Source organism: Fulvivirga sediminis, from assembly GCF_016757215.1.
Classification (GTDB): Bacteria; Bacteroidota; Bacteroidia; order Cytophagales; family Cyclobacteriaceae; genus Fulvivirga; species Fulvivirga sediminis.
Genome location: NZ_JAESIY010000002.1, coordinates 444,506 through 466,632, shown reverse-complemented (window position 1 = coordinate 466,632; position 22,127 = coordinate 444,506). Strand labels below are relative to the sequence as shown.

At 39.9% G+C, this 22,127-nt stretch carries 15 protein-coding genes; 14 read left to right on the top strand and 1 reads right to left on the bottom strand.

Annotated elements, in window-relative coordinates; genetic code table 11:
* Window positions 1-3: 3 nt before the first annotated feature.
* The 14 genes from JL102_RS05305 (at window position 4) to JL102_RS05240 (ending at window position 20,681) form a co-directional block, all read left to right on the top strand.
* Window positions 4-1,569, top strand: coding sequence for a phage baseplate assembly protein V (locus JL102_RS05305; protein ID WP_202243205.1), 1,566 nt, complete (start codon window positions 4-6; stop codon window positions 1,567-1,569).
* Between the two features lie 13 nt (window positions 1,570-1,582).
* Entirely contained in the window at window positions 1,583-1,801 is a 219-nt protein-coding gene (locus tag JL102_RS05300; RefSeq protein WP_202243204.1) for a hypothetical protein, read from the top strand.
* Entirely contained in the window at window positions 1,791-2,198 is a 408-nt protein-coding gene (locus JL102_RS05295) for a GPW/gp25 family protein (protein ID WP_202243203.1), read from the top strand. Before JL102_RS05300 ends, JL102_RS05295 begins: the two co-directional genes overlap by 11 nt.
* A gap of 8 nt (window positions 2,199-2,206) precedes the next feature.
* Complete coding sequence (locus JL102_RS05290) at window positions 2,207-2,626, top strand: hypothetical protein (RefSeq protein WP_202243202.1); 420 nt, start codon at window positions 2,207-2,209, stop codon at window positions 2,624-2,626.
* Between the two features lie 11 nt (window positions 2,627-2,637).
* Window positions 2,638-6,681 (top strand): baseplate J/gp47 family protein, encoded by a 4,044-nt coding sequence (locus tag JL102_RS05285; RefSeq protein WP_202243201.1) that lies wholly within the window; start codon window positions 2,638-2,640, stop codon window positions 6,679-6,681.
* A gap of 39 nt (window positions 6,682-6,720) precedes the next feature.
* Entirely contained in the window at window positions 6,721-8,058 is a 1,338-nt protein-coding gene (locus tag JL102_RS05280) for a phage baseplate protein (protein WP_202243200.1), read from the top strand.
* 24 nt (window positions 8,059-8,082) lie between these two features.
* A complete protein-coding gene (locus JL102_RS05275) occupies window positions 8,083-10,332 on the top strand; it encodes a hypothetical protein (RefSeq protein WP_202243199.1) in 2,250 nt (749 codons plus the stop codon).
* Complete coding sequence (locus JL102_RS05270; protein ID WP_202243198.1) at window positions 10,332-11,942, top strand: contractile injection system tape measure protein; 1,611 nt, start codon at window positions 10,332-10,334, stop codon at window positions 11,940-11,942. The genes JL102_RS05275 and JL102_RS05270 overlap by 1 nt, the downstream gene beginning before the upstream one ends.
* Complete coding sequence (locus tag JL102_RS05265) at window positions 11,906-13,297, top strand: ATP-binding protein (protein ID WP_202243197.1); 1,392 nt, start codon at window positions 11,906-11,908, stop codon at window positions 13,295-13,297. The genes JL102_RS05270 and JL102_RS05265 overlap by 37 nt, the downstream gene beginning before the upstream one ends.
* 39 nt (window positions 13,298-13,336) lie before the next feature.
* Window positions 13,337-14,449 carry a patatin-like phospholipase family protein gene (locus JL102_RS05260; protein ID WP_202243196.1) on the top strand — a complete coding sequence of 371 codons (1,113 nt, stop codon included), beginning with the start codon at window positions 13,337-13,339 and terminating at the stop codon, window positions 14,447-14,449.
* Between the two features lie 60 nt (window positions 14,450-14,509).
* A complete protein-coding gene (locus JL102_RS05255; RefSeq protein ID WP_202243195.1) occupies window positions 14,510-16,435 on the top strand; it encodes an eCIS core domain-containing protein in 1,926 nt (641 codons plus the stop codon).
* 208 nt (window positions 16,436-16,643) lie between these two features.
* Window positions 16,644-18,404, top strand: coding sequence for a hypothetical protein (locus tag JL102_RS05250; protein WP_202243194.1), 1,761 nt, complete (start codon window positions 16,644-16,646; stop codon window positions 18,402-18,404).
* 276 nt (window positions 18,405-18,680) lie between these two features.
* Window positions 18,681-18,938: a DUF4212 domain-containing protein gene (locus JL102_RS05245; protein ID WP_202243193.1), complete on the top strand. Its 258-nt coding sequence runs from the start codon at window positions 18,681-18,683 to the stop codon at window positions 18,936-18,938.
* Window positions 18,939-18,989: 51 nt separating this feature from the next.
* Window positions 18,990-20,681 carry a sodium:solute symporter family protein gene (locus tag JL102_RS05240; RefSeq protein WP_202243192.1) on the top strand — a complete coding sequence of 564 codons (1,692 nt, stop codon included), beginning with the start codon at window positions 18,990-18,992 and terminating at the stop codon, window positions 20,679-20,681.
* 578 nt (window positions 20,682-21,259) lie between these two features.
* Here JL102_RS05240 and JL102_RS05235 read toward each other — a convergent pair.
* Complete coding sequence (locus JL102_RS05235) at window positions 21,260-22,108, bottom strand: AraC family transcriptional regulator (protein ID WP_202243191.1); 849 nt, start codon at window positions 22,106-22,108, stop codon at window positions 21,260-21,262.
* Window positions 22,109-22,127: the final 19 nt, after the last annotated feature.

Here is a 22,127-nt window from a genome sequence, read left to right as displayed (position 1 = left end):
GGTATGTCGGTAGTTTCTGTAATATTAAAAAGCGATGGTAAAGTGGTGAAAGCTGATCATCAGCTAATTTATCTGGATATTGTTAAAGAATTTAATAAAATACCTTTAGCAGAACTCAGGTTTAAGGGGGGTGATATATCTAGAAAAGAGTTCGAGATTTTAGATGAAGGGTGGTTTGATATTGGTAAAAAAGTAGATGTAGCCGTTAGCTACGCTGATGGCACTGAGAAAGAAGAGTTTTCGGGAATAGTGGTCAATCACAGCCTCGAGCTTAGCCATAATGCTGCTACCCTCATGGTAGAGCTCAGTGGAAAGGCCATTGCCATGACCAAAGAAAGGCATCATACTGTCTTTAATCAGGAAAAAGATGAGGATATCATTAATAAAATCATAGGTAAGTACAAGCCAGAACTGGTTTCTAAGGTGGCAACTACTACCCAGAAGCATCCGGAGATGGTACAATATTACGTTTCTGATTGGGATTTTATGCTGTGCAGAGCAGCAGCAAATGGGCAGTTGGTTTATGCAGAAAATGATAGGGTATCTACCATAATCCCAAAGATAGATGGGCAAGATAACTCACTTGAGCTAGGGATGGATCAAATTTATGATTTCGATCTGCAGGTAGATGGCCGTTCTGAATACAATAAGGGTGAATCCGTTGGTTGGGAAGCCCATAAGCAAGAATTAGCCAAAGCTAAAACAGCCAAAGTTCAGAGTAAGCCAACAGCGATTGATAATACATGGAGCAAGGCCCGTGAAATGAAATCTACTCTGGCTTTAATGAGAGGTTCCATAAAATTACAGGGATCAGGAAAGTGGAAGGTAGGTCAGGTGCTGAAAATAGCAGGTTTTAGCAAAAAGTACAGTGGCGCAAATATAATTACAGGCATCAGGCATCAGCTGTCAGTGCAAAACTGGACAACCCATCTGCAGTTAGGGATGGATGCAGAATGGCTAAACTCACAAATAGATTTTACTGATAGCCATATTGGGGGGGTGGTTCCTGCCATAAACGGACTTCAAACCGGAGTTATTAGAGCTTTTGAGAAAGATCCTAATAATGAGTGGCGTGTAAAAGTATACATCCCTGCCTTTGGAGCAGGTTCAAGCCCTGTTTGGGCACGTTATGCTTCTCCTGATGCTGGTGATGAGCGGGGCTTTTTCTTCCGGCCAGAATTAGATGATGAGGTGGTGATTGGATTTTTAAATGATGATCCACTGCAGCCCATCATCTTAGGGGCCATGCATAGTGCGGCTAACAAGCCTCCCGTAAAGGTTTCGAAAGAAAATGCTCAAAAGGGAATCATTACCAAATCTGGCTATAAGCTGCTATTTGACGATGTAGAGAAAACCATATTGCTTTCTGGTAAAAACAATCGCATTTACATTAACGATGAGGAGGGCACCATTAGCATGGACGACGCCCATGGAAATCAGTTGCTTATGGGCAGTGATGGAATAACGATCAACAGCTCAAAAGACTTAAAAATGACAGCAAAGGGCAATCTTTCAATAGAGGCCAAGAAAAATATCAGTATTAAAGGTAAAAAGGTGGATTTGATATAAAATGACTGTAATCATGGAAAAATCACAGAAAATACAAATAGAGATCAGTGTAGATGAGGCCAACGTCATTCTTTCAGCGCTAGGCCAGCAGCCTTACCATAAGGTGGTAGACCTGATAAGAACTATTCAGGCGCAGGGGGCTGCACAGTTAAAAGATCAAAATATAGAGAGAGATAGTAGTAGTGATCACGTAGAAGCATCAACATCGACATTGACAGAAAATGGAAAATGATTTTTTAGGTAGAGGATGGTCCTTTCCCCCAGCTTTTCATGCAGGAGGAGGCGAGTTAGAACTTGTAAGTGGTGAGCAGGATATACAACAGAGCCTAAAAATATTGCTGTCTACATCACTCAATGAGCGGGTAATGGCTCCTGACTTTGGTTGTGAACTTACCAACTATCTGTTTGAAGAAATTGATCAAAGCCTGATCAATGAAATACGTAATGCTGTATCAGACGCTATTTTAACCCACGAACCCAGGGTGCAGGTAGAGGAGGTGAACATTACTGAAGTAAAGAGAGAAAACGGCCTTTTACACATATCTATTACCTACCTGGTGCCTGCCACCAATAATCGGCATAACCTGGTATACCCCTTTTATTTGAACGAAGCTTCTATCAATATATAATAACTGTAGTGCCAGATCAAATAATAATAGATAAGGATATTGTGGTGTTTACACCCGTATTTGGTAATGCCGTAGTGGCTGTAAAACCAGGTGTGATAAGAGGTACAGGAAAAACCACCATTAAAGGGAAACCAGTTTGTGTAAAAGATGATATCAAGCAAGTGTCCGTTACCAATTGTGCTTATGTAGCAGGAGTTTTTGTGGGCGGTTTCGGCACCTTAAAAATTAAAAAATTACAAGGGAAGCAGCTTACTAAAAAAGTGAGTAGTGGCGGTAAGGAGATTATTCTTAAGGGGAGCATATTCGAAGCCGAGTTTCAAGTAACTATTAAAGCAAAAGATCCTGCCACTACCAATCCGGATCCTATGTCTACCTACAAAGGATTTGGCAAATTTCTGCCAGTGAATAAAACAATTAAAGCCACCTAGATAAGTATTCAATGATCAGTAATAAAAATTCAAATCAACTCATTTTTCGCGACGGCACAAGTCAGAAAGATCGCTTAAGTGACGCTCTGAGGCCTGATTATGTACAGGTGGAAGAGCGAGGCTTTGAAGATCTTATTAAAGAAGCCCAGCGCCTGGCTACCGAAATACGGTTTTTTAATCAGGATAATCAGCCTTCAACCAATTGGGAAGGTCTGCTGGTAGATGATTTTGAAACCTACTATAAAGAGACACGTGCTAATCAGGATATAATTAGGAATAAGTGGGCCAAGCAGCTTACGGAATATGTAGAGTACCCTAAAAGGTTTAAGGATAATGCCAGTTTACATAATAAGCTAAGCAGGCCGCAAGTGGTTCTTTTTATGACTTTTCTCAAGCTTCTGGACCATGTAAAGACTCAAATAAACGGACTAACTAAAAAGCATCTCGACTTTTATTTTAGGGAGAAACTTGGCCTTACGCCAAAAGGAGCTGTGCCTGATTTGGTGCATGTGCTTTTAGAGCTTACTGAAGATATTGATCAGCTAGAGGTGGAGGCCGGCACTCTTTTATATGCTGGCAAAGATGAAAGTGGAAATGAGCTTCATTATAAAACAGACCATGATACCGTAATAAGCCAGGCAAAAATAGAGCAGATTAAAACTGTTTTTGTGGCGAAGAGTACCTCTTCCATTCAAGATTCTCATTTAAATAATGTAGACAGGCCAGATAAAGGCTTTGCCAAAATGATGGAAATGGCATTGGGTGTTCCTGCCCCGTCAGATCCTTTACCTGCTTTGCCGGAAGGAGTCACTGATCTGGTAGCGCTGCTCAATGAGCTAAATACAGATACAAAAAAACAAAATTATATAAAGCAGCAGCTCTTCTTGTCATTAGATGACTTCCGTTTTATTATTCAAACTCACTTAAACGATCTTGATTCTAAGAAATATGTTGCAGAAGCCGATTGGAATAAAGTTTACCAGATATTAGATCGAGCTTACAAAAATAAGATCATCGCTAAGCGTAAGGCTGAACTTAAAGAACTGCATGATGCGGAAGGTTTTGATGCGCTGATCAAATATGTATATGGTACACCTTCTCCTGGAGATCAACTGCCTCCTTACAGAGGGACGGAAGTTTCATTAAGACAGATATATGATGACTTGAATTCTAATGATGAAGGGTTAGATTCATTGAAGCAAGAAGCTCGTAACTACATACAAAGGGAGTTGTTTCTGACTACTAGTGACTTTCAAAGCCTTATAGTAACAAATGAGAAAACTAATGCTACAGCAGCAGAGTGGCAACAGGTATATGACCTTTTAGAGCTGGCAGATAGGAAGGTGAGAAGCTTTGTTTTACCTACTCCGGAGAAAGAGGAATTGCAAAATATATATGCTGAACCTGATGCTCAAAGCGCTACTTTCACCCTTTCCGGAGGAAAAGAGGAAAGCCTTAGATTTAAAACCTTTGGTGGCTATCAGACTAACGATCAGGCACAGTTGAAGCCAGCATCAATGGGTTTTGCCATAAGCTCTCCTATTCTTAGTTTGAAAGAAGGACGCAGAGAAATAACTGCTACCATAGCTCTTAATCCTGTAAATCTCGATCATGAGATGATCTCAAAGCTTATAAACAATACTGATGAGAGTTTAAACCCATTTCAGGTATTACTATCTACAAAAAATGAATGGATTAAGCCTGATGTCAATTTTTCTTTCGGAGATAATTTCGTAGCAGATCCTATAGAAATCTACTCTGCCACCATAAAGGGTAACAATGTAAGTGCCACATCTGGAGCTAATTTCGATGAAACAGATTTGGGAAGGTACCTGGTTTGGAGTGATGGAAGTATTTATAAAATCAACTTAATAGAAGGTGTAAACACCGTGCAGGTTCAAAAAGTAGGTAAAACAGAGGCGAGAGCAAGCATTCAGAAATATGATAAGGATGCCGTTTATCTTTCGGCTCTAAAAATTTTCATTAGGCTCTCTGAAGATGATAGTCCTGTTGAACCGCTAGTTTCCGATGAAGATGAACTACAAATTAATGCGGAATTTCCTGTTTTAGCTTTTAAGTTGAATAACATACTGACCAATAAAAAATATATAAGTCATTATGAAAAATTGATGAACTTAAAAGTTCAAAAGACTCATCTTCATGTAGATGTGCAGGGCATCAGAAATGTTATTTTACAAAACGATGAATCTGCCTTAGATCCTAAAAAGCCTTTTGAACCGTTTGGCTTTGAACCGGAACCGGGCTGCAGTTTCTACCTGGCTAATGAAGAGATGGCAAGTAAAAGGTTGAATGACTTGAGCCTTGAGCTAGAGTGGATGAAATCTACCAACGATTATCTTATCAATCATTTTCCCAAAGGTGACGATAATGCATCCGGTGAATTTACCGCTAAGGCTTACCTTCATGATAAAAGGGTAGAACTAGCACTGGAATCCATCAAATTGATTCCTGATGAGAGCGCTTATGTGATCGCGAAAATTCCGGAAAAAATCAGTGAGACCTCACCGTTCAAATATAAAGCCTGGCCCGAAGTGGAAAGCGAGGAGGAAGAAGTGCTTGAGTGGGATCGCTATTTTAGGCTTGAACTTACTCATCCTGATTTTCAAGGTACATTATTTTCACAACCTGAAGGTCCTGAGGCTAACATATATCCGGCTTTTACTCCAAAAATAAAAACATTGAGAGTGGGGTATTCCTCTCATACAGAGTTGCTTGAAAATGACAACCTGAATACTTTTTATCATATTCATCCATTTGGATGCGAGGCTGTAAATACAGCGGGTGGCTCGAATTTGATTCCGGCTTATAATGATGAAGGGTATTTATATCTGGGTATCGGCAGGCTAATAAAACCACAGATACTATCTGTTTTATTTCAAATGGCAGAAGGTAGTGCCAACCCTGATTTTGGTGGAGCCCAAATACAATGGAGTTATTTAAAAGCTAATCAATGGCAATTTATAAGTGATGGAGATATCCTCTTAGACACCACCAACGGCTTGTTAAATACGGGAGTTGTTCAGGTAAAAGTGCCTGCAGATGCCACTGACCACAATACCATTATGCCCGAGGGGTTGCATTGGATAAGGCTCAGCTGTAATAAAAATACCGTTGGTATATCAGATGCCATAGCCATATTGGCGCAAGCTGTGAACGCCACCTTTATTACGGAGCAGGTGGAGGCTAATCATTTTGTAGAGCTTTTGGCAGCAGGCTCTATTACACAAACCCTACTGCCAAATCCGAATATAAGGCAGATACAGCAGCCTTTCACTTCCAGTAAAGGTAAGCCGGCCGAAAAAGATAGCATGTTTTATACACGAATAAGTGAGCGGCTAAGGCATAAAAATAGGGCCATTAACATGTGGGATTATGAGCGTATTGTTCTGGATAAATTCCCTGAAGTGTATAAGGTCAAATGCCTGCCTGAAGCATATGAAGCATATGAGGTTACGGTGATGGTGGTGCCTGATATACGTGGAAAGTTGCCTTTTGATCCTTTTCAGCCAAAAGTACCTGCAGATACCTTGCAAAGAATACAAACTCATCTTGATCATGTGGCTCCGGCTTTTGCCAATATTTCAGTGAAGAACCCCAGCTATTTACAAATAAAAACACGCTGCGTGGTGAAGTTTAAAGCCGGATATAATGAAGGTTTTTACAAAGGCCTTCTCATAGAAGAAATAAAGCAGTTTCTGTCGCCATGGGCATACAGAAAGGGAAATGATATAACCATAGGTGGGGCCATCTACTCCAGTGTTATTGTCAATCATATAGCAGAGCAGCCTTATATAGAATATGTGGCCAATATGAAACTCTTTCAAAGTGAAGATGGAAAGAGGTTTACAGATGTGAGAACCATAAACAATGGAGAAAACAAGGCAGTAGCTAGCAAACCGGACATGGTGCTTGTGTCGGCTACTTCACATGAGATAGATGTGGTGGATGAAAATGGATACGACCAGGAAATTTTCGAGGGTATTAATTACATGAAAGTAGAGCTGGACTTCCAGGTAGGTAAAGACCTGCTTTAACAGATGATCAAAAAAATAGATAAAAAGACCTTATAAATAATGGAAATAAATAAGAAAAACAGGACTGAGCTGAAAAACTATTTCCTGGCCACTAAAATACCAACAGAAAAGCAGTTTGCAGAGCTCATTGAAGCCACCTTTAATCAGGTAGAAGACGGTATCACCAAACCGCAAGGAGGTCCCATTGCTTTGGAAGCTGATGGAGATGCTTCTGGAACTCAGAGGGTGCTAGATCTATTTTCTAGTTTTGAAGATGATAACCCCACCTGGAGTTTAGGTTTAAACCCGAGGGTAGACTCCAACCTGCCGGAGAGTAATAAACCCGGATTGAATATTAGCGATAGTAGTGGGCAGAGCAAGTTATATATTCAATCAGGTGGTGGAAATGTAGGAATAGGTACTATAGAGCCAGAGGCCAGACTTACGGTTAAAGGTAAGTCTAAACAGCCCATTATAGCTGCCAAGTCTCATAGTTCAGGAAAGAACATTTTCGAAGTTTCCCAAGAAAATCAGGCAGGATCATTATCATTGAATAAGGAGGATGGAAATTCTCATTTTATAGTGAAAAATGGTAAAGTGAGAATAGGAGAGGGTGAGCCAGAGGCACCACTTTCCGTTGTAGGTGCGCAAGAAGACCAGATACCTACTTCCGCTATGAACATAAGCAGTGAAAGTATTCTGTTTGGAGGAGCCAACGCTGGCAGAGGCCTGCGTTCAGCACAAGTTTCTATAGATAAAGAAAATGTTTTAAACATATTTGGAATGGCTAGTGGTGATAATGAAACCACCAGAAAGCTAAATATATATGCCGAGGGTGGAATGAACGTGAAAGGACTACTGTCGGCTTCTAACTTTTCAAAGAGGGAAGATCTTGATGCTAATGACGCTTCTGACCAACGTATTTCCACGCAAAAAGCGGTAAAAGCCTATGTAGACAATCGCCTTCCTCAAGGGGTGATTTGTATGTGGTCAGGAGCACAAGCTCCCGCCGGGTGGGCGCTTTGCAATGGGGAGAATGGAACTCCTAACCTTACAGGGAAATTTGTAGTAGGCTTTGGTGGTAATGGCGATTATAATGCTATAGGTAATAAAGGAGGTGCGGAGCAAGTTACTTTGACTAAAGGAAACTTACCAGCACACAGTCACACAGGTGTAACAAATAACACAGGTGCTCATAAGCATGATTTTACAGGTGCCAAAGCCAGTGGTGACGGATCGGCAACAGGAAGTTCAAGAGATTTTTATGGCTCTACCACCAGAACTACTGCTTCTTCAGGTGATCACAAACACTACTTCACCACTAACGAAACTGGTAATAATCAGCCCCATGAAAATAGGCCGCCTTACTATGTACTTGCTTATATCATTAAACTTTAATCAATCTAGAAGACTATTAGCCTCATGATAAAGCCACTCACTATACCTAAAGAACTTCCAGCAGACTCAGCATTGAGCTTTGATTTTCTCCGTAAGGAGGGTATTAAACATATACAGCAACTTGCAGGAAATATCTGGACTGATCACAACACGCATGATCCGGGCATTACTATTCTGGAGCAGCTTTGCTATGCTATTACAGATTTGAGTTATAGGATAGACAATAACATAAAAGATATTATAGGCAGAGACGATTCCAGCTCTTATCGAGATCTCTATAGTCCGGCGTCTATTTTAACCACCAGTCCTGTTACTATACAAGATATCCGCAAAATCGTAATTGATGTGAAAGGGGTGAAGAACGCCTGGGTAGAAAAGGTGATGGATCAAGAGTTTCCTGCTCCCTGGAATAATGAGGTATCTCAGGAAAATCTGGGAAAGAGTATTATAAAAGGCTTATATCGGATAGAATTTGAAAAAGAAGAATCAGCCGATGTAAATACAAACCTTACTGCAGACGTTAGAGCCAGGTTAAGAGCGTGTAGGAGCATTTGTGAAGATTACAATGAAATTATCTTATTAAATAGTCAGCCAATACGGTTACATGGAAGAATTGAAATAGGCCAAGTAGAAGATATGGATCAGTTTGTTGCTAATATATTATTCAGGGTAGCAGCACATATTTCTCCTAAAATTCCTTCTTATAGCCTTAGAGAAATGCTGGACATGGGAGAGAGTATTGATGATATTTTTGATGGACCAGCTCTCAATCATGGTTTCATCAGAAATGAAGATTTAGAAAAAGGAACCCGCAAACATGAGCTTCATACCTCTGACCTGATTCGTGAGATAATGGATGAAAGTGAAGTGCAGGCAGTGAATCAATTTTCATTATCCACCGGATCAGAAAATATAGAAGACTGGGTGCTGGCATTAGACCATAGTAAAACCCCAAATCTTCAATTAAGAAAATCACTGGAATCTCTCAGTTTTGTGAAGCAAGGTATAGAAGTGAGTGTTGATCCAAGTCGGGTGGAAAGGCTCTTTTATGATAAAAGAAATCAAGAGCAGTATTTAAAACTGCCTGAAAATGAAAGAGATATTATCATCTCTGAAACAAATGATCAGGAGCTAGAGCAGTATTACTCTATCCAAAACGAATTTCCTTCAAACTATGCTATTGGTTCAGCTTCACTTCCAGCTTCTGCTCCAGCGCATAGAAAGGCACAAGCTAATCAGCTCAAAGGCTACCTCATGTTTTTTGATCAGCTACTGGCTAATTATTTTTCACAAATCGCTCATTTCAAAGATTTAATGAGTTATGAAAGCAATGATAAAAAGACTTATTTCAGACAGTCATTAATAGACGTCCAGCCAGAGCTAGAGTATCTTTTAGTCAATGCGGAGGGTTATCAAAATTATTTGAAGGGTAATGGAGAAGCGAAACATCCAGATTATGTAAGAAAAAACAAATTTTTAAACCATCTGCTGGCCCGCTTTAGCGAAACTTTTACAGCATATGCTATGCTGCTACAAGACCCTGTGCAGCGACAAAATCAGAGCTCTGCCGAAGATCTTATTAATGTTAAATCAAATTTCCTGAAAAACTATCCTGAGCTCAGTGCTAATAGAGGAAATGGTTTAAATTATTCGGTTGACTTTTCACTAAAAAATAATATTTCTGGACTTGAAAAGCGGATAGCCAGCAAAATAGGGATAGAAGATTTCTCGCGAGTAAATCTGGGAGATGGAGATGCCGAAGGCTTTCACATGGTAGAGCATATTCTACTCAGATCTCTGCCGATAGAAGATGAAAGTTGGAAGGATGATTTACGCTATTGGGTGTTTACCTCACCAATTAAAGCATTTGATGAAGTATCAGATTCAGCAAACACGCTGTGCATGATTTCAGGTCATGGTCTTAGCACTGATGATGTGATAGAAATCCATGGATCAGAGTTTTATGACGGTGTACACCGGGTACATAATGTTACAGATAATAGTGTTGAAATAGCCATTCCTTTTCAAGGAAGTACACAAGGGCGTTGGCTTTTTAAAAATAGCACCGATCCTTATTCTTTGCAGCTCACCTTTATGCTACCTGCTTGGGTAGAAAGGTATCAGAGTCAGAATTTCAAAAGGTTTATAGAAAACACCATCAGAGAAGAGTCCCCTGTGCATGTACGCTGCCATATTCAGTGGTTAGAGCTGGAGGAAATGAAAGCATTTGATCAGGCATATTTCGAGTTTTTATCAGCGCTTAGCCAGCAGTAATGACCTCTCAAAAACATATCATCAATAAGCAAATTATAGAAATTCATCTGTCAGATAGGGCTAGCAGCACTGATATGCAAAATAAAGTGAGTAAACTGTTTCATGATAAGCTTATGCCTATTCTTAATAAATACTGTGATAACATTAGTGCAGATGGTGGTCAGTATCGCATTGATGAGTTGAATCTGGATCTGGGTAAGGTAAGCCTGGCAGAATTGGAAACAGCATTTGATGAAAAGCTAAAGGAGGTTTTAGAACACGATGAGGCTGTTATTTTGAAGAGCGACTTGGTAGAATTGGAAAGGGGCAAAGAAAGACCTCTGGAAACATTGTTTTACTTTTTAATGACAGGCATTTTACCCTGGTGGGTGCAGGCCCAAAGCAGGGAGTATCTTCATCATATTTTAAATGATCTTTTGATCAATGCCAATGCTGAAGTCAAGTCTGCCATCAGAAGAGTAGGGCAGGATGCAGAATTTTCTAAGCGATTTTTAAATACTTTCTCAGCCGATCAGGTCACTCGTTGTATTGAGCTGCTAATGGGGCACATGCCACCATCAGTAGCTAAAGCAAAAGAGAAGCTGGCCATACTTTTAAAGAATAGCGATGGCTTTGAACCAGCTCAATGGAATAAAACCTTTTTTGGAATAGTTTATAATGAAGTATCTACTCATGGTAAGGTAAATAGCGAGGAAATACTGATCTATAAAACGATCAAGACAATTGGCAACATACCACTTCCTGATCACTTATTGCCCCAGGGAGAGAGACGGCAAAAACAACATTTAATTCAGGACCTACAGGCTGCAATAAACAATATTAAAGGGCTTTATCAAGAAAATCAGCAATGGGCTGCTGTGTTCAATCAGCTAGCTGATCTCATAAATCAGCCCTTATTTATTACCTTTTCCCAGGCTCAAATGGAGTCCTTACTCACTTATGTGCACATGCTCAAAAATCTCAGGGTTGAAAAACAGGGAGCTTATCAGCAGGTGGTGGAGGCCACTATTAGGCCTATAGCCCAGCGTATAAATGAATTTCGCAATCAGCTGAAGCAAAAACAGCCTGAGGTAGCGGTGATTGAAAAGGTGAAGAATAACTTCAATAAAACGGACTTTATTGGTGTCACTAATGCCGGCTTGGTTATCCTGTGGCCCTTTCTTATTCGTCTGTTTGAGAACTTACATTTACTGAAGGAAAGAAAGTTTCGTAACGAAAATGCGCAGCAAAAGTCAGCCGCAGTACTACAATATTTAGTGGATGCAGATCCAACAGCCTTTGAAGGCCTTTTGGCGCTAAATAAGGTGCTGTGTGGGCTGTCATTAGCAGCGCCACTTTCTATAGAACCTCTCGCAGACGAAGAAAAGGAGCTTTGTGATCATATGCTCAAGGCAGTAATATCTCGAGGTCCTTATTGGAAAAACTTAAAGCTATTGAGCTTTCGTACTTCCTACCTTCAGCGCGAAGGCATTCTCAGTACCAAAGATGGGCATTGGTTACTTCAGGTAAAAAAAGAAACCTATGATATTACTTTAGAAAAATTGCCATGGGGCTTTAATACCGTGAAGCTTCCATGGATGAACGAAATTTTATTGGTGGAATGGTTATGACACAGAAGATAAATATAGAAGAGCAAGCAACAGTACTCACCCAAGAGTTAGATTGGCTGAGTCATGTGATTAGTGTACGACTGGCCTTGCATTTTGAGCAGGAAACCAATTACCTAGATATCAGCGAGCTTCCTGTGCCAGATTTAAGAAAAAAAGGAGGAAGCTATGCTAACTTTGTAAATAGTAATGAGCTAAACCCTGCCGAAAGGCTGGTTTTAATTCTGGCATTAGTACCGCATATTCAGCCCTCTTTACTAGATGTTCTACTTACTAAAAACCATGATTATGACCGCCGTTATAGTGAGTTTGGGGGTATACTTATGGATGGGCACCTGGGCTTGATTCCTACCGCGGAAACGGCCATGTTTATTATTGCAGGTGAAAATATTTATGCACGCCTGCATTATCAATATATTTTCAAGACAGACCATGTTTTTTATACTAGCCGTATTTTAGATAGTGCTACCAATAGTAAGAATTCACCCCGGTTGAGTGGTAAATGGCTTATTGCAAATGAGTATGTTGACTTCCTTACTTGCGGGCAAGAGTATACGCCCGTTTATGGAGCTGACTTCCCTGCTCAGAGAGTAGATACATCACTTAATTGGGACGATGTGGTGCTCAATAGAAAGACCATGGAGAGCCTCCGAGAAATTCAATACTGGGCAGAATATGAAGAAGAGATCATGCAAGATCTTGGCATGGGTAGGCGATTAAAGCCAGGTTATAAAAGCCTATTTTACGGCCCGCCAGGCACCGGCAAAACTATGACAGCGGCATTGTTAGGTAAAAGTACAGGTAGGCCTGTATATAGGATAGATCTCAGTATGGTGGTATCTAAATATATAGGCGAAACTGAAAAGAACTTGGCGAAGGTTTTTGATTATGGAGAGAAGCAAAAATGGATTCTGTTTTTTGATGAGGCGGATTCACTTTTTGGTAAACGCACCCAGGTAAATACTGCTAATGACAGGTATGGAAATCAGGAAATAGGGTATTTGTTGCAACGTATCGAAGACTTTTCAGGGCTAGTAATTTTAGCCTCTAATCTTAAAGAAAATATTGATGAAGCTTTTACCAGAAGGTTTCAATCTATGATAGAATTTCGAATGCCAGGAGTAGCAGAGCGGCATCAGTTGTGGCAGCAGTCCTTTTCGCAAAAGTTACCGCTAGAGGCTGAAATAGACTTGTGGGATCTGGCAGAAAAATATGAAATAGCAGGTGGGGTAATGATGAACGTGGTAAGAAAATCGACCCTGCGAGCATTAAAAGCAAAGCGTAAGCACATTATTAAAAAAGAGCTCAATGAGGCTATACAACAAGAATTATATAAAGAAGGCATTATCATGAGCTAAGAAGGGTGGGAAATACTAGAGGCTCAAATTAAACTAACAATGGAAAATAATCATAAAGCAAATTCTTCCGTATCCGTTATGGATCCAAAAGCAAAAAAGAAAGTGAGAATCTTATCCTTGGATGGAGGAGGTATAAGAGGAGTTATTTCAGCTTTTGTATTAAAGTATGCAGAGGAATATCTTCAAGAGAAAGCACCCGGTACTTCTCTTTCAGATCATTTTGACCTGATAGCGGGTACCAGTACAGGGGGTATTTTAACAGGTATTTATTTAGCTCCAGAGTCCGAAGGAAGTAAAAGGGCTAAGTTCTCGGCTAACGACGCCCTTAAATTTTATGTGGATGAAGGATTTAATATCTTCAATAAGTCTCAAAGATCCTCATGGAAAAGGTTTTGGGGGCTGGGCAATGCGACATCTTTTGATTCTACTTACCTCAGAGAACTATTACAAGATAAACTTGGAGACATGCACATGAGTGATTTGTTAAAGCCATGTCTTATTCCCACTTATAATATGAATACTAAGTCTTCTTTCTTTTTTATAAGTAGAGAAGATAGAGCAAAAAGAGAATTTTATGTGCGTGATGCGTTAATTTCTACCGCTTCTGCACCTACCTATTTTCCTCCAGTAAAAATTAAAAATATAGCTCCTAGCCCTTGCGCAGAAGAGATGCAATTACTCAACATAGACGGTGGCGTATTTGCTAATAACCCGCTTATGTGTGCTTATGCCGAAGCACGCAGCTCTTGCTTTGAGGAAAGAAATAATGAATGTCCTACAGCGGAGGATATGTATATACTCTCGATAGGTACAGGAGGTGGCGTGTTTGATATTCCTGGAATTAGTAAAAGTCATAAATGGAGCTTGCTCAAATGGGCGAAGACAGTACCCGAAATAATGATGGATGGTAGTGCGGACACTGTCACTTATCAAATGAACAGAGTCTATGGAACGCTAAAACCCGATGCCATGGGAGACTTTCTAAGAATAGATACACCAGATCAATACCGAACCTATAATCCTGATATGACGGATGCCTCTGAAAAAAATATAGATCAATTATTAAGGGCGGCGGAGAAAACACTGGTTTGTGCTCAAAAAAATGGCCTGGATGCATTCTTAGATGGCTTATTGGATGAGGAAATTGTATAAAATAATGAAAGCAAGTCAAAGAATACATCGCTGACGAGCTGTGGATTTGATACTTAAAAAATGATGAAATCACAGAATGATTATATAAAAGAAAGCCAGCCGGTTCAGCAAGTACAGGAAGAAGCATCTCCTGGAGGAGCTGCTACTATGGAGGATAATCGGGAAAGTACAGTTTTTCAAAGAAAGACACAGGCGGTGATGCGGTCCGCATCGTCAAAGGCTGATAATCCTATTCAGCGGAAAGCCAATAAAACCGATCTGCCAGATAACCTGAAATCGGGAATAGAAAACCTCTCTGGCTATAGCATGGATGACGTAAAAGTACATTTTAACTCCAGCAAGCCAGCTCAATTACAAGCCCATGCCTACGCACAAGGCACAGATATTCACTTGGCACCGGGGCAGGAAAAACACTTACCACACGAAGCCTGGCACGTAGTGCAGCAGAAGCAAGGCCGTGTTAAACCTACAAGACAGCTAAAAAGCAAAGTAGCTATTAATGATGATGCCGGGCTGGAAAAAGAGGCAGATGTGATGGGGGAGAGGGCACAGCTAAGTCAAACTTTCAGTAGCCCTACTCTTCAAGATAATAAGCAAACAGTAGCTAACCATACTCTTTTTAGTAATAATGTACATCAATTAAAAGTGGAGAAAGCCCCTGAGGATACGGTTAATAGTTTGGCAGAACTAAAAAAGTTATTAAATAAGGAGGAAATAGATTTTAAAGAGTGGTGGCAGTCTGATTTGGTGGCTAAGATATGGGAAGCGTATGGTTTTAGTGATGCAAAGAAAAACATTACTGTTAATGAAATTACGAAAAGAATTAAAATAAAAAAAGATAGGGCCACATCGGCATTTAATCATTTTAAAAAGGGAGAATATTTCACTAATGAACTAAAGCGGAATCAAAGGGTACAAAATGAACTAAAGTATAACAAAGACCACACAGCGAATGACATGCAGTGGTTAGAGCAGATAATGACTGAAATGTCAACAAGGTTGTTGGGAATGTTAGATCAATTAATTGTCAGTTTTTATTTTAATCGTAAGCACGAAAATATAATTACCAAGGTAGGGGAGTTGAAGAGTTTAAAGATGAGAGAAGACGAGGCGAAGATTGCGGGTAAGGATATCGATAGGAAAACCACTGTAGCTGACTTATATTTACAGAACGAAGACTATGTGTTTGGCTTTATTGAACATAAAGACTTGATGCCTAATCTGACGACCCGTTTTGCATCGCCTGCAACAAAAAATGGATTTGTTACAATTGGAGACAATAAAGAAGGTGCACGTATTAGTCGTCCATTACGATGGTACTTAAACCAGCCAGGAGTTTTAATTCAAGCGGGAGATCTGTTGCAACAGCCCAGCCGGGAAGAGAAAAGGAAAATTCCTAAAAATGCTTATCCTCGAAAGATAATAGGTGTTACAGAAACCTCAGAAAGTGTGAATTTAAAAAGTTATACTCCCAAGTATAAACAGGATAAAGCTGAATTGATGATCATTGATCTTCTGGAACATATAAAAATGAAGCTCTGGTTGCAGGTTCATGCTGATGGAGATAATACAAAGAGAGATGAGAGGATAGCTATTATAGAAAAAGATCATACTAATATTTCAAGCATTAAAGAGGATGCTACTTACTTAAATGCATTATTGAGAAAATACTCACCTGCACAGGTACTATATCCTCGTGCGGTGAAGCATGTAGAAGGGCCATCCAGAAAAGATCGATTTTCTGATATTTATGATTACGATAAAGAGACACTCCGTAAAGACGCTAAAAAGCTTTATAAGGAGAGGCTCCGTAAAATATCTACAGATACCTTAAAAGACTGGCCAGTAGGAGAAGCAGGTACATATGCAGCTCCCATAACAGAGGAAGTTGAGGATGACGGAATGTTCATGCCTCCAGAAATGCCACCCCCTATGCCTATATTTTATGATGATGATGATGATGATATAATGATGCCTCCGTTTTGAACCCCGATGACTTTGGGTGATTTTGATGATAATGTTGGTTTTGTGGCTCTAGACTGGTTAAAGGATCTTTGAATATACCATGGATTATAGTTTTCGTCCTTTCTCTCACCTTCTGTATTAGACTAACATACCCTTACTCTGTTGCATAAATCAACTTGTACCACATAAGAACTAATTCTCTTTTCAAAACACTAACCACTAATTCACTATGCCTAAAGCCGATAAAGAAAAAAGGGAAGAAAGAGGAGGCATTGAAAACGAAGCGCAAGGCAATGGAGGTAATGCGGTGCTTTTGGATAATAGAAAAAAAAATCAGCTGGCCGCGGATGACCCTGATAAATATGTTTACAAACATGCTAAAAACAACTGGTTTGTAGTGCTGAAGCAGTTTAAAAATGGAAAGCTTCATCATCCTGAGGGGCCTACTCAGGCCGCCAAACAAGGTCCGCATGGTATGCAGAAGTTGCTGGATTATCGAGCTAAGATAACAGAGAAATTATTAAATGAGGTTAAAACAGTTGCTCGTGAAGATGAAGTAAAGAAGAGGGAGCAATATTTCAGTCATCAAAAAAAAGAGAAGAATGTCATAGAGCAAGACGAAGTCGAAAAAATGGATGTTAAATTGAGGGCCTTAGAACTTGATATTAAATACGATATTAAGGAGGTAAAAGGTAATGTGCCCGGCAGTACTAATCCTACTTCAGATATAGATGTTAATTTGAGTGGAGACGGTACCGAATTCGCAGTGAAGTGGCTAAATGAAACCTTTAAAAAAAGGTATGGGCATGGAAGGGAATCCGGTGTGGTATATGATGTTAATTTTTATGCGCAGGATTTTGTGCCAAAAAAGGTTTTTGACCTGAAGAAAAATGGGACGCTAAGCCATGATTCAGATAATAAATATTTTAATACCGACTCTGCATGGAGAACGCATGTACTCACGGATAAAGATGCCATAGAAAGAGATATTGGAGAGCAACAGGAAATGGCTATGTTAATGATGCGTGTAAATATGACCGATGATGATTGGGATGCATATAAAGAAACTTCAAAACGCAATGCATCAGATGAATTTAAACAAGATATAGCAAAGCAGATAATTAAAGCGGAAGTTAATTTTTCAGAACGGAATCGCAGCGTCAGTGAGGCGAAGAAAGGGAATTCGTCAGAAGCTAATGCGGGGCTTACCGAAGAATCTTTATCTAAAATAGCACCAGAGAATAGAGAATACGAACGGCAGCTGGAAGCGAATGTATTGGTAGCAAGGCATAAATTTCAGTTTTGGAAGTATAAGCTCAGAAATGCACCTCGAGATAAGGATGTTAGAAAGAAGGCAGATGACGCCTATGTAGAATTAAAAACTGCAAAATCAATTGCTCTGGCATATGCTAATGAAGCCTATTACACCCAGGGGTCGGTGATAGGTGTGGTGGTAAATAAGCAAATGCTGGACTTGATGTATAAAAGAGATAAAGGTGAAAATTTTAAGAAACTAAAATTAACTCCTGCCGAATACTATCATGGTTTTATAGAGCAGATTGGTTTTGCAATGCACAGCTTAAATAAGACAGAAAATGTCTCTGATCTTATAAAGGCAGGTAAATATGTGCATAGAGCCTATAATATGTTTAAGCATTTTTGTGATGTCACCCAGTATAAGGAATTTCAGGTTTTTTTCTCTGAAAAGGAACGTAAAGCGGCTAGTCAGTGGGAAGGGATCAAGCAAGGGAAGGGGTATATTACCTGGAAAGAGAAGAAGGGTATTACCAAGAAACGCCATGTAGCTGAAATGTGGCCGGAAGAAAAGAATTTAACTTTAAAATATCTCCTAGAAGATCTATTAGGCAAGAACGATATACTATTAAATGATTTAAATCAGCTAATTCCCCAGGTAAAGGAAAAACTGATTTTCCTTAAAGTGAAATTTGATCATGCATGGTTTGGGTATCGTAATAAAAAGAAAGATTGATGCTGTAGTATCCTGAACTATTTTAGTTGGTTTGTAAGCGTAAACATAATAAATGTGACTTCATTTTCTGAATCTAAAGAGCAAGCTGTAAAGGAGTTAAGAATTATACCACGTGTAGGTAAGTCTTAGGTCATCGACTTATGGAATATTGGTGTCACTTCTATTCATTCTGTAGGTGGGTAGCATCTAAGCTGATTAAACCATTCAATGATTGTTTAAATATAAAAATTCATTAAATTGTTTAATTATTTAGCTTAACTACTAACCTCGCTACTCATGAACCAGAACAATCATAAACAGTACTGGAAAAGAAATCTTTTATACCTTATAATACTGCTTTGCATTTGGTTTGTGGTGTCCTTTGGCTTTGGGATACTACTGGCAGATCGGCTTAATCAATTTCATATAGGCGGTGCCAAGTTGGGCTTTTGGTTTGCTCAGCAGGGCTCTATTTATGTTTTTGTCATACTCATATTTGTTTATGTTGTACTCATGAATCGGCTCGATCGCAAATTTGATGTGGATGAAGAGTAAGCATTCCTTTCCTTCTGTTAAACCTTTACTTATCCTAAACCAAATCAACTCATGGATGTTCAAATCTGGACCTACATCATTGTAGGACTTTCCTTTGCTTTATATATAGGTATTGCGGTGTGGTCTCGTGCCTCATCTACTAAAGATTTTTATGTAGCCGGTGGTGGTGTTCACCCGCTGGCCAACGGCATGGCTACAGCGGCTGATTGGATGTCAGCGGCCTCTTTTATTTCAATGGCCGGCATTATCTCATTTATGGGGTACGATGGTTCTGTCTACCTCATGGGTTGGACCGGCGGGTATGTATTATTGGCACTTTTGCTGGCACCCTATTTACGCAAGTTTGGCAAATTTACCGTTCCTGATTTTATTGGAGATCGGTACTATTCTAATACCGCCCGAACGGTAGCAGTAGTTTGCGCTATTTTCATCTCCTTTACCTACGTAGCAGGTCAGATGCGCGGCGTGGGTGTTGTATTTTCTCGTTTTTTGGAAGTACCTGTAGAGTGGGGAGTGATCATTGGGATGTTTATCGTATTCTTTTATGCTGTGCTTGGAGGCATGAAAGGGATTACCTATACACAGGTAGCTCAGTTTTGTGTGTTGATCTTTGCCTATATGGTACCCGCTATTTTCATCGCCTTGCAGCTCACGGATACCTTGCTGCCGCAGCTGGGCTTTGTGGGTACCCTGAAAGATGGATCTTTTCTTTTAGATAAGCTCGATGGCTTGCATCAGGAGCTCGGTTTTGCTGCTTATACCAGTGGGTCAAAAGATGTTTTTGACGTTTTTTGTATTACCGCTGCTCTTATGATTGGCACCGCAGGACTACCTCATGTGATAGTTCGATTCTTTACCGTTCCCAGGGTGAAAGATGCTCGTACCTCTGCCGGTTATGCACTTATATTCATAGCTATTTTGTATACTACAGCACCAGCCATTGCTGCTTTTGCCAGAACCAATCTCATCGATACAGTGAGTAATAAACCTTATGATACTATGCCAGAATGGTTTTCAAAATGGGAAAGTACAGGTTTGATCACCTATGAAGATAAAAATAATGATGGCAAAATTCAGTATGTGGGAGATGCTGCCTATAACGAATTGCAGATAGATCGTGATATTATGGTGCTGGCTAACCCCGAAATAGCGCAGTTGCCCAATTGGGTAATTGCCTTGGTGGCTGCCGGCGGCTTGGCAGCAGCCCTGTCTACAGCTGCAGGGCTCTTGCTGGTTATTTCTACTGCAGTTTCTCATGACTTGATTAAGAAACAATTGGCTCCCAATATTTCTGAGGGCAAGGAGCTGATGTGGGCGCGCATGGCTGCAGGTGCAGCGGTGATAGTGGCTGGCTATTTTGGTATAAACCCTCCCGGTTTTGTAGCTCAGGTGGTAGCTTTTGCTTTTGGCTTGGCGGCGGCATCTTTCTTCCCTGCTATAGTGTTGGGTATTTTTTATAAAAGAATGAATAAGGAAGGAGCAATAGCGGGAATGGTGATAGGCTTGTTATTCACCATGTCTTACATCATTTATTTTAAATTCATATTTAGTGGTGCTGATGCTGCCGATCACTGGTGGCTCGGCGTATCTCCGGAAGGAATAGGAGCAGTAGGGATGGTCATTAACTTTGTGGTTTCTATGGTTATATCCGCTTTTACCCCTGCTCCACCGGATGAGATTCAAGATATGGTGGAAGATATCCGTTATCCCAGAGGGGCTGCAAAAGAGGTGAAGGTGCATTGAGATGATGATCAAAACAACTGGTTATTGCGAACGTAACGGAGTGTAGTGAAGCAATCTCGAATTCACTTCAGCCGAGTCTGCCCGAGGCCTAACATTTATTTCAACCGCACCAAGAAGAATGACTTATCACTAGTTCGAAAGGATATATCAATCCATTCTTTTAAGGTAGCCTGGTCAAATAGCAGTCAACTGGGACTATCTAGTTTTTTTTTCCATAGCTAAGGTCCTTTTCTTTTTTGCAATCGATCAAAAAAGTAACAAAAAAATCTTTCTTGCTCGGAGGTCTTCCGCTCACTGAAATATTTCATAGCCATAAACTGCCACTAAGGACTTGAGAAAAGCCTATTTTTCAATATTATTTAACCTCACGACGGTACAGCAAGATGAACCACTACCGAGTCAGCCTGAGCCGCGTCGAAGGGTAGACGATCGGACTGATTCAAGTCATATTGAAATGCCTCAGTTGGTACACGTTTTCACCTATTTATGAGGAGCACTGATGTGTATTTTAGCATTTTCTCACTTACTTCGTATTTGTAAGCGCTGATTTATTCCAATACAAGCTTCTGTTTTCTAGCTTAAACCACTACCTCTCTCATTTCCTTCCTAAATGCCACCGGACTCATACCTCTGTTCTTTCTAAAGAATTTATTCAGATGACTCTCATCAGTAAATCCCATGCTAAAGGCTATTTCATTGATCCTAAGGTTACTATGCCTCAGCCTGTGCTCTATAAGTTTCAGTCTATAGTGGTTAATGTACTGCTGCATGGTTTCCGAGGTGTGTTTTTTAAAATACCTACCCAGATAAGACTCAGATATGCCGAATACTCCACTAATCGTTTTAGCCCTTATTTTTTCAGGTTCATAAATATTTTGTTGAATGTAATGGAGTATGTCCAGTATTTTTTCTTCGCTGTATTCAGTAATGTTATCAGGTAAGAATTTGGCAATATTTCGTGTCACTACCACTATTAGGGTATTGATCATCTGCTGAGTAAGCTCCGTATTATACAAATCCTGATTCATATATTCACGAACTAAGGCCTCAACCATTGGTCTTACCAACAGCTTGTCGGTTTGGTTTCTTAATATACAGCCGGGCTGTTTGCCGGCATTTTGAAGCATAAATTCTATTTTTTCGATGTTACTGGCTTGTAAACCAGAGGATTGAATGTAAATGTCATTAAAGCGGAGAAAGAAGAAGGTCGTAGGCTTTTCTATTTCAAATTGATGACAATCATTAGGGGTGATGAGAAACATATGATTTTCAAAATACTTGAATTTGCTGTTGTTGATGCACTGTTTGCCAGAACCAGATAACACATATACTAATTCAAAAAAGGTGTTTTTATGTCCCACAGCAGAGCTCTCTTCCATGGTTACATATTCTATTTCATAAGGCTGATGAAGACTTTGCTTTTGCATGACATAAAAATACAGAAAA

What these genes read in the sequence shown, in the direction of transcription:
- JL102_RS05305 (WP_202243205.1), top strand. Translation starts at nt 4, where the DNA reads ATGTCGGTAGTTTCTGTAATATTAAAAAGCGATGGTAAAGTGGTGAAA.
- JL102_RS05300 (WP_202243204.1), top strand. Translation starts at nt 1,583, where the DNA reads ATGGAAAAATCACAGAAAATACAAATAGAGATCAGTGTAGATGAGGCC.
- JL102_RS05295 (WP_202243203.1), top strand. Translation starts at nt 1,791, where the DNA reads ATGGAAAATGATTTTTTAGGTAGAGGATGGTCCTTTCCCCCAGCTTTT.
- JL102_RS05285 (WP_202243201.1), top strand. Translation starts at nt 2,638, where the DNA reads ATGATCAGTAATAAAAATTCAAATCAACTCATTTTTCGCGACGGCACA.
- JL102_RS05280 (WP_202243200.1), top strand. Translation starts at nt 6,721, where the DNA reads ATGGAAATAAATAAGAAAAACAGGACTGAGCTGAAAAACTATTTCCTG.
- JL102_RS05275 (WP_202243199.1), top strand. Translation starts at nt 8,083, where the DNA reads ATGATAAAGCCACTCACTATACCTAAAGAACTTCCAGCAGACTCAGCA.
- JL102_RS05270 (WP_202243198.1), top strand. Translation starts at nt 10,332, where the DNA reads ATGACCTCTCAAAAACATATCATCAATAAGCAAATTATAGAAATTCAT.
- JL102_RS05265 (WP_202243197.1), top strand. Translation starts at nt 11,906, where the DNA reads ATGGATGAACGAAATTTTATTGGTGGAATGGTTATGACACAGAAGATA.
- JL102_RS05260 (WP_202243196.1), top strand. Translation starts at nt 13,337, where the DNA reads ATGGAAAATAATCATAAAGCAAATTCTTCCGTATCCGTTATGGATCCA.
- JL102_RS05255 (WP_202243195.1), top strand. Translation starts at nt 14,510, where the DNA reads ATGATGAAATCACAGAATGATTATATAAAAGAAAGCCAGCCGGTTCAG.
- JL102_RS05250 (WP_202243194.1), top strand. Translation starts at nt 16,644, where the DNA reads ATGCCTAAAGCCGATAAAGAAAAAAGGGAAGAAAGAGGAGGCATTGAA.
- JL102_RS05245 (WP_202243193.1), top strand. Translation starts at nt 18,681, where the DNA reads ATGAACCAGAACAATCATAAACAGTACTGGAAAAGAAATCTTTTATAC.
- JL102_RS05240 (WP_202243192.1), top strand. Translation starts at nt 18,990, where the DNA reads ATGGATGTTCAAATCTGGACCTACATCATTGTAGGACTTTCCTTTGCT.
- JL102_RS05235 (WP_202243191.1), bottom strand. Translation starts at nt 22,108, where the DNA reads ATGCAAAAGCAAAGTCTTCATCAGCCTTATGAAATAGAATATGTAACC.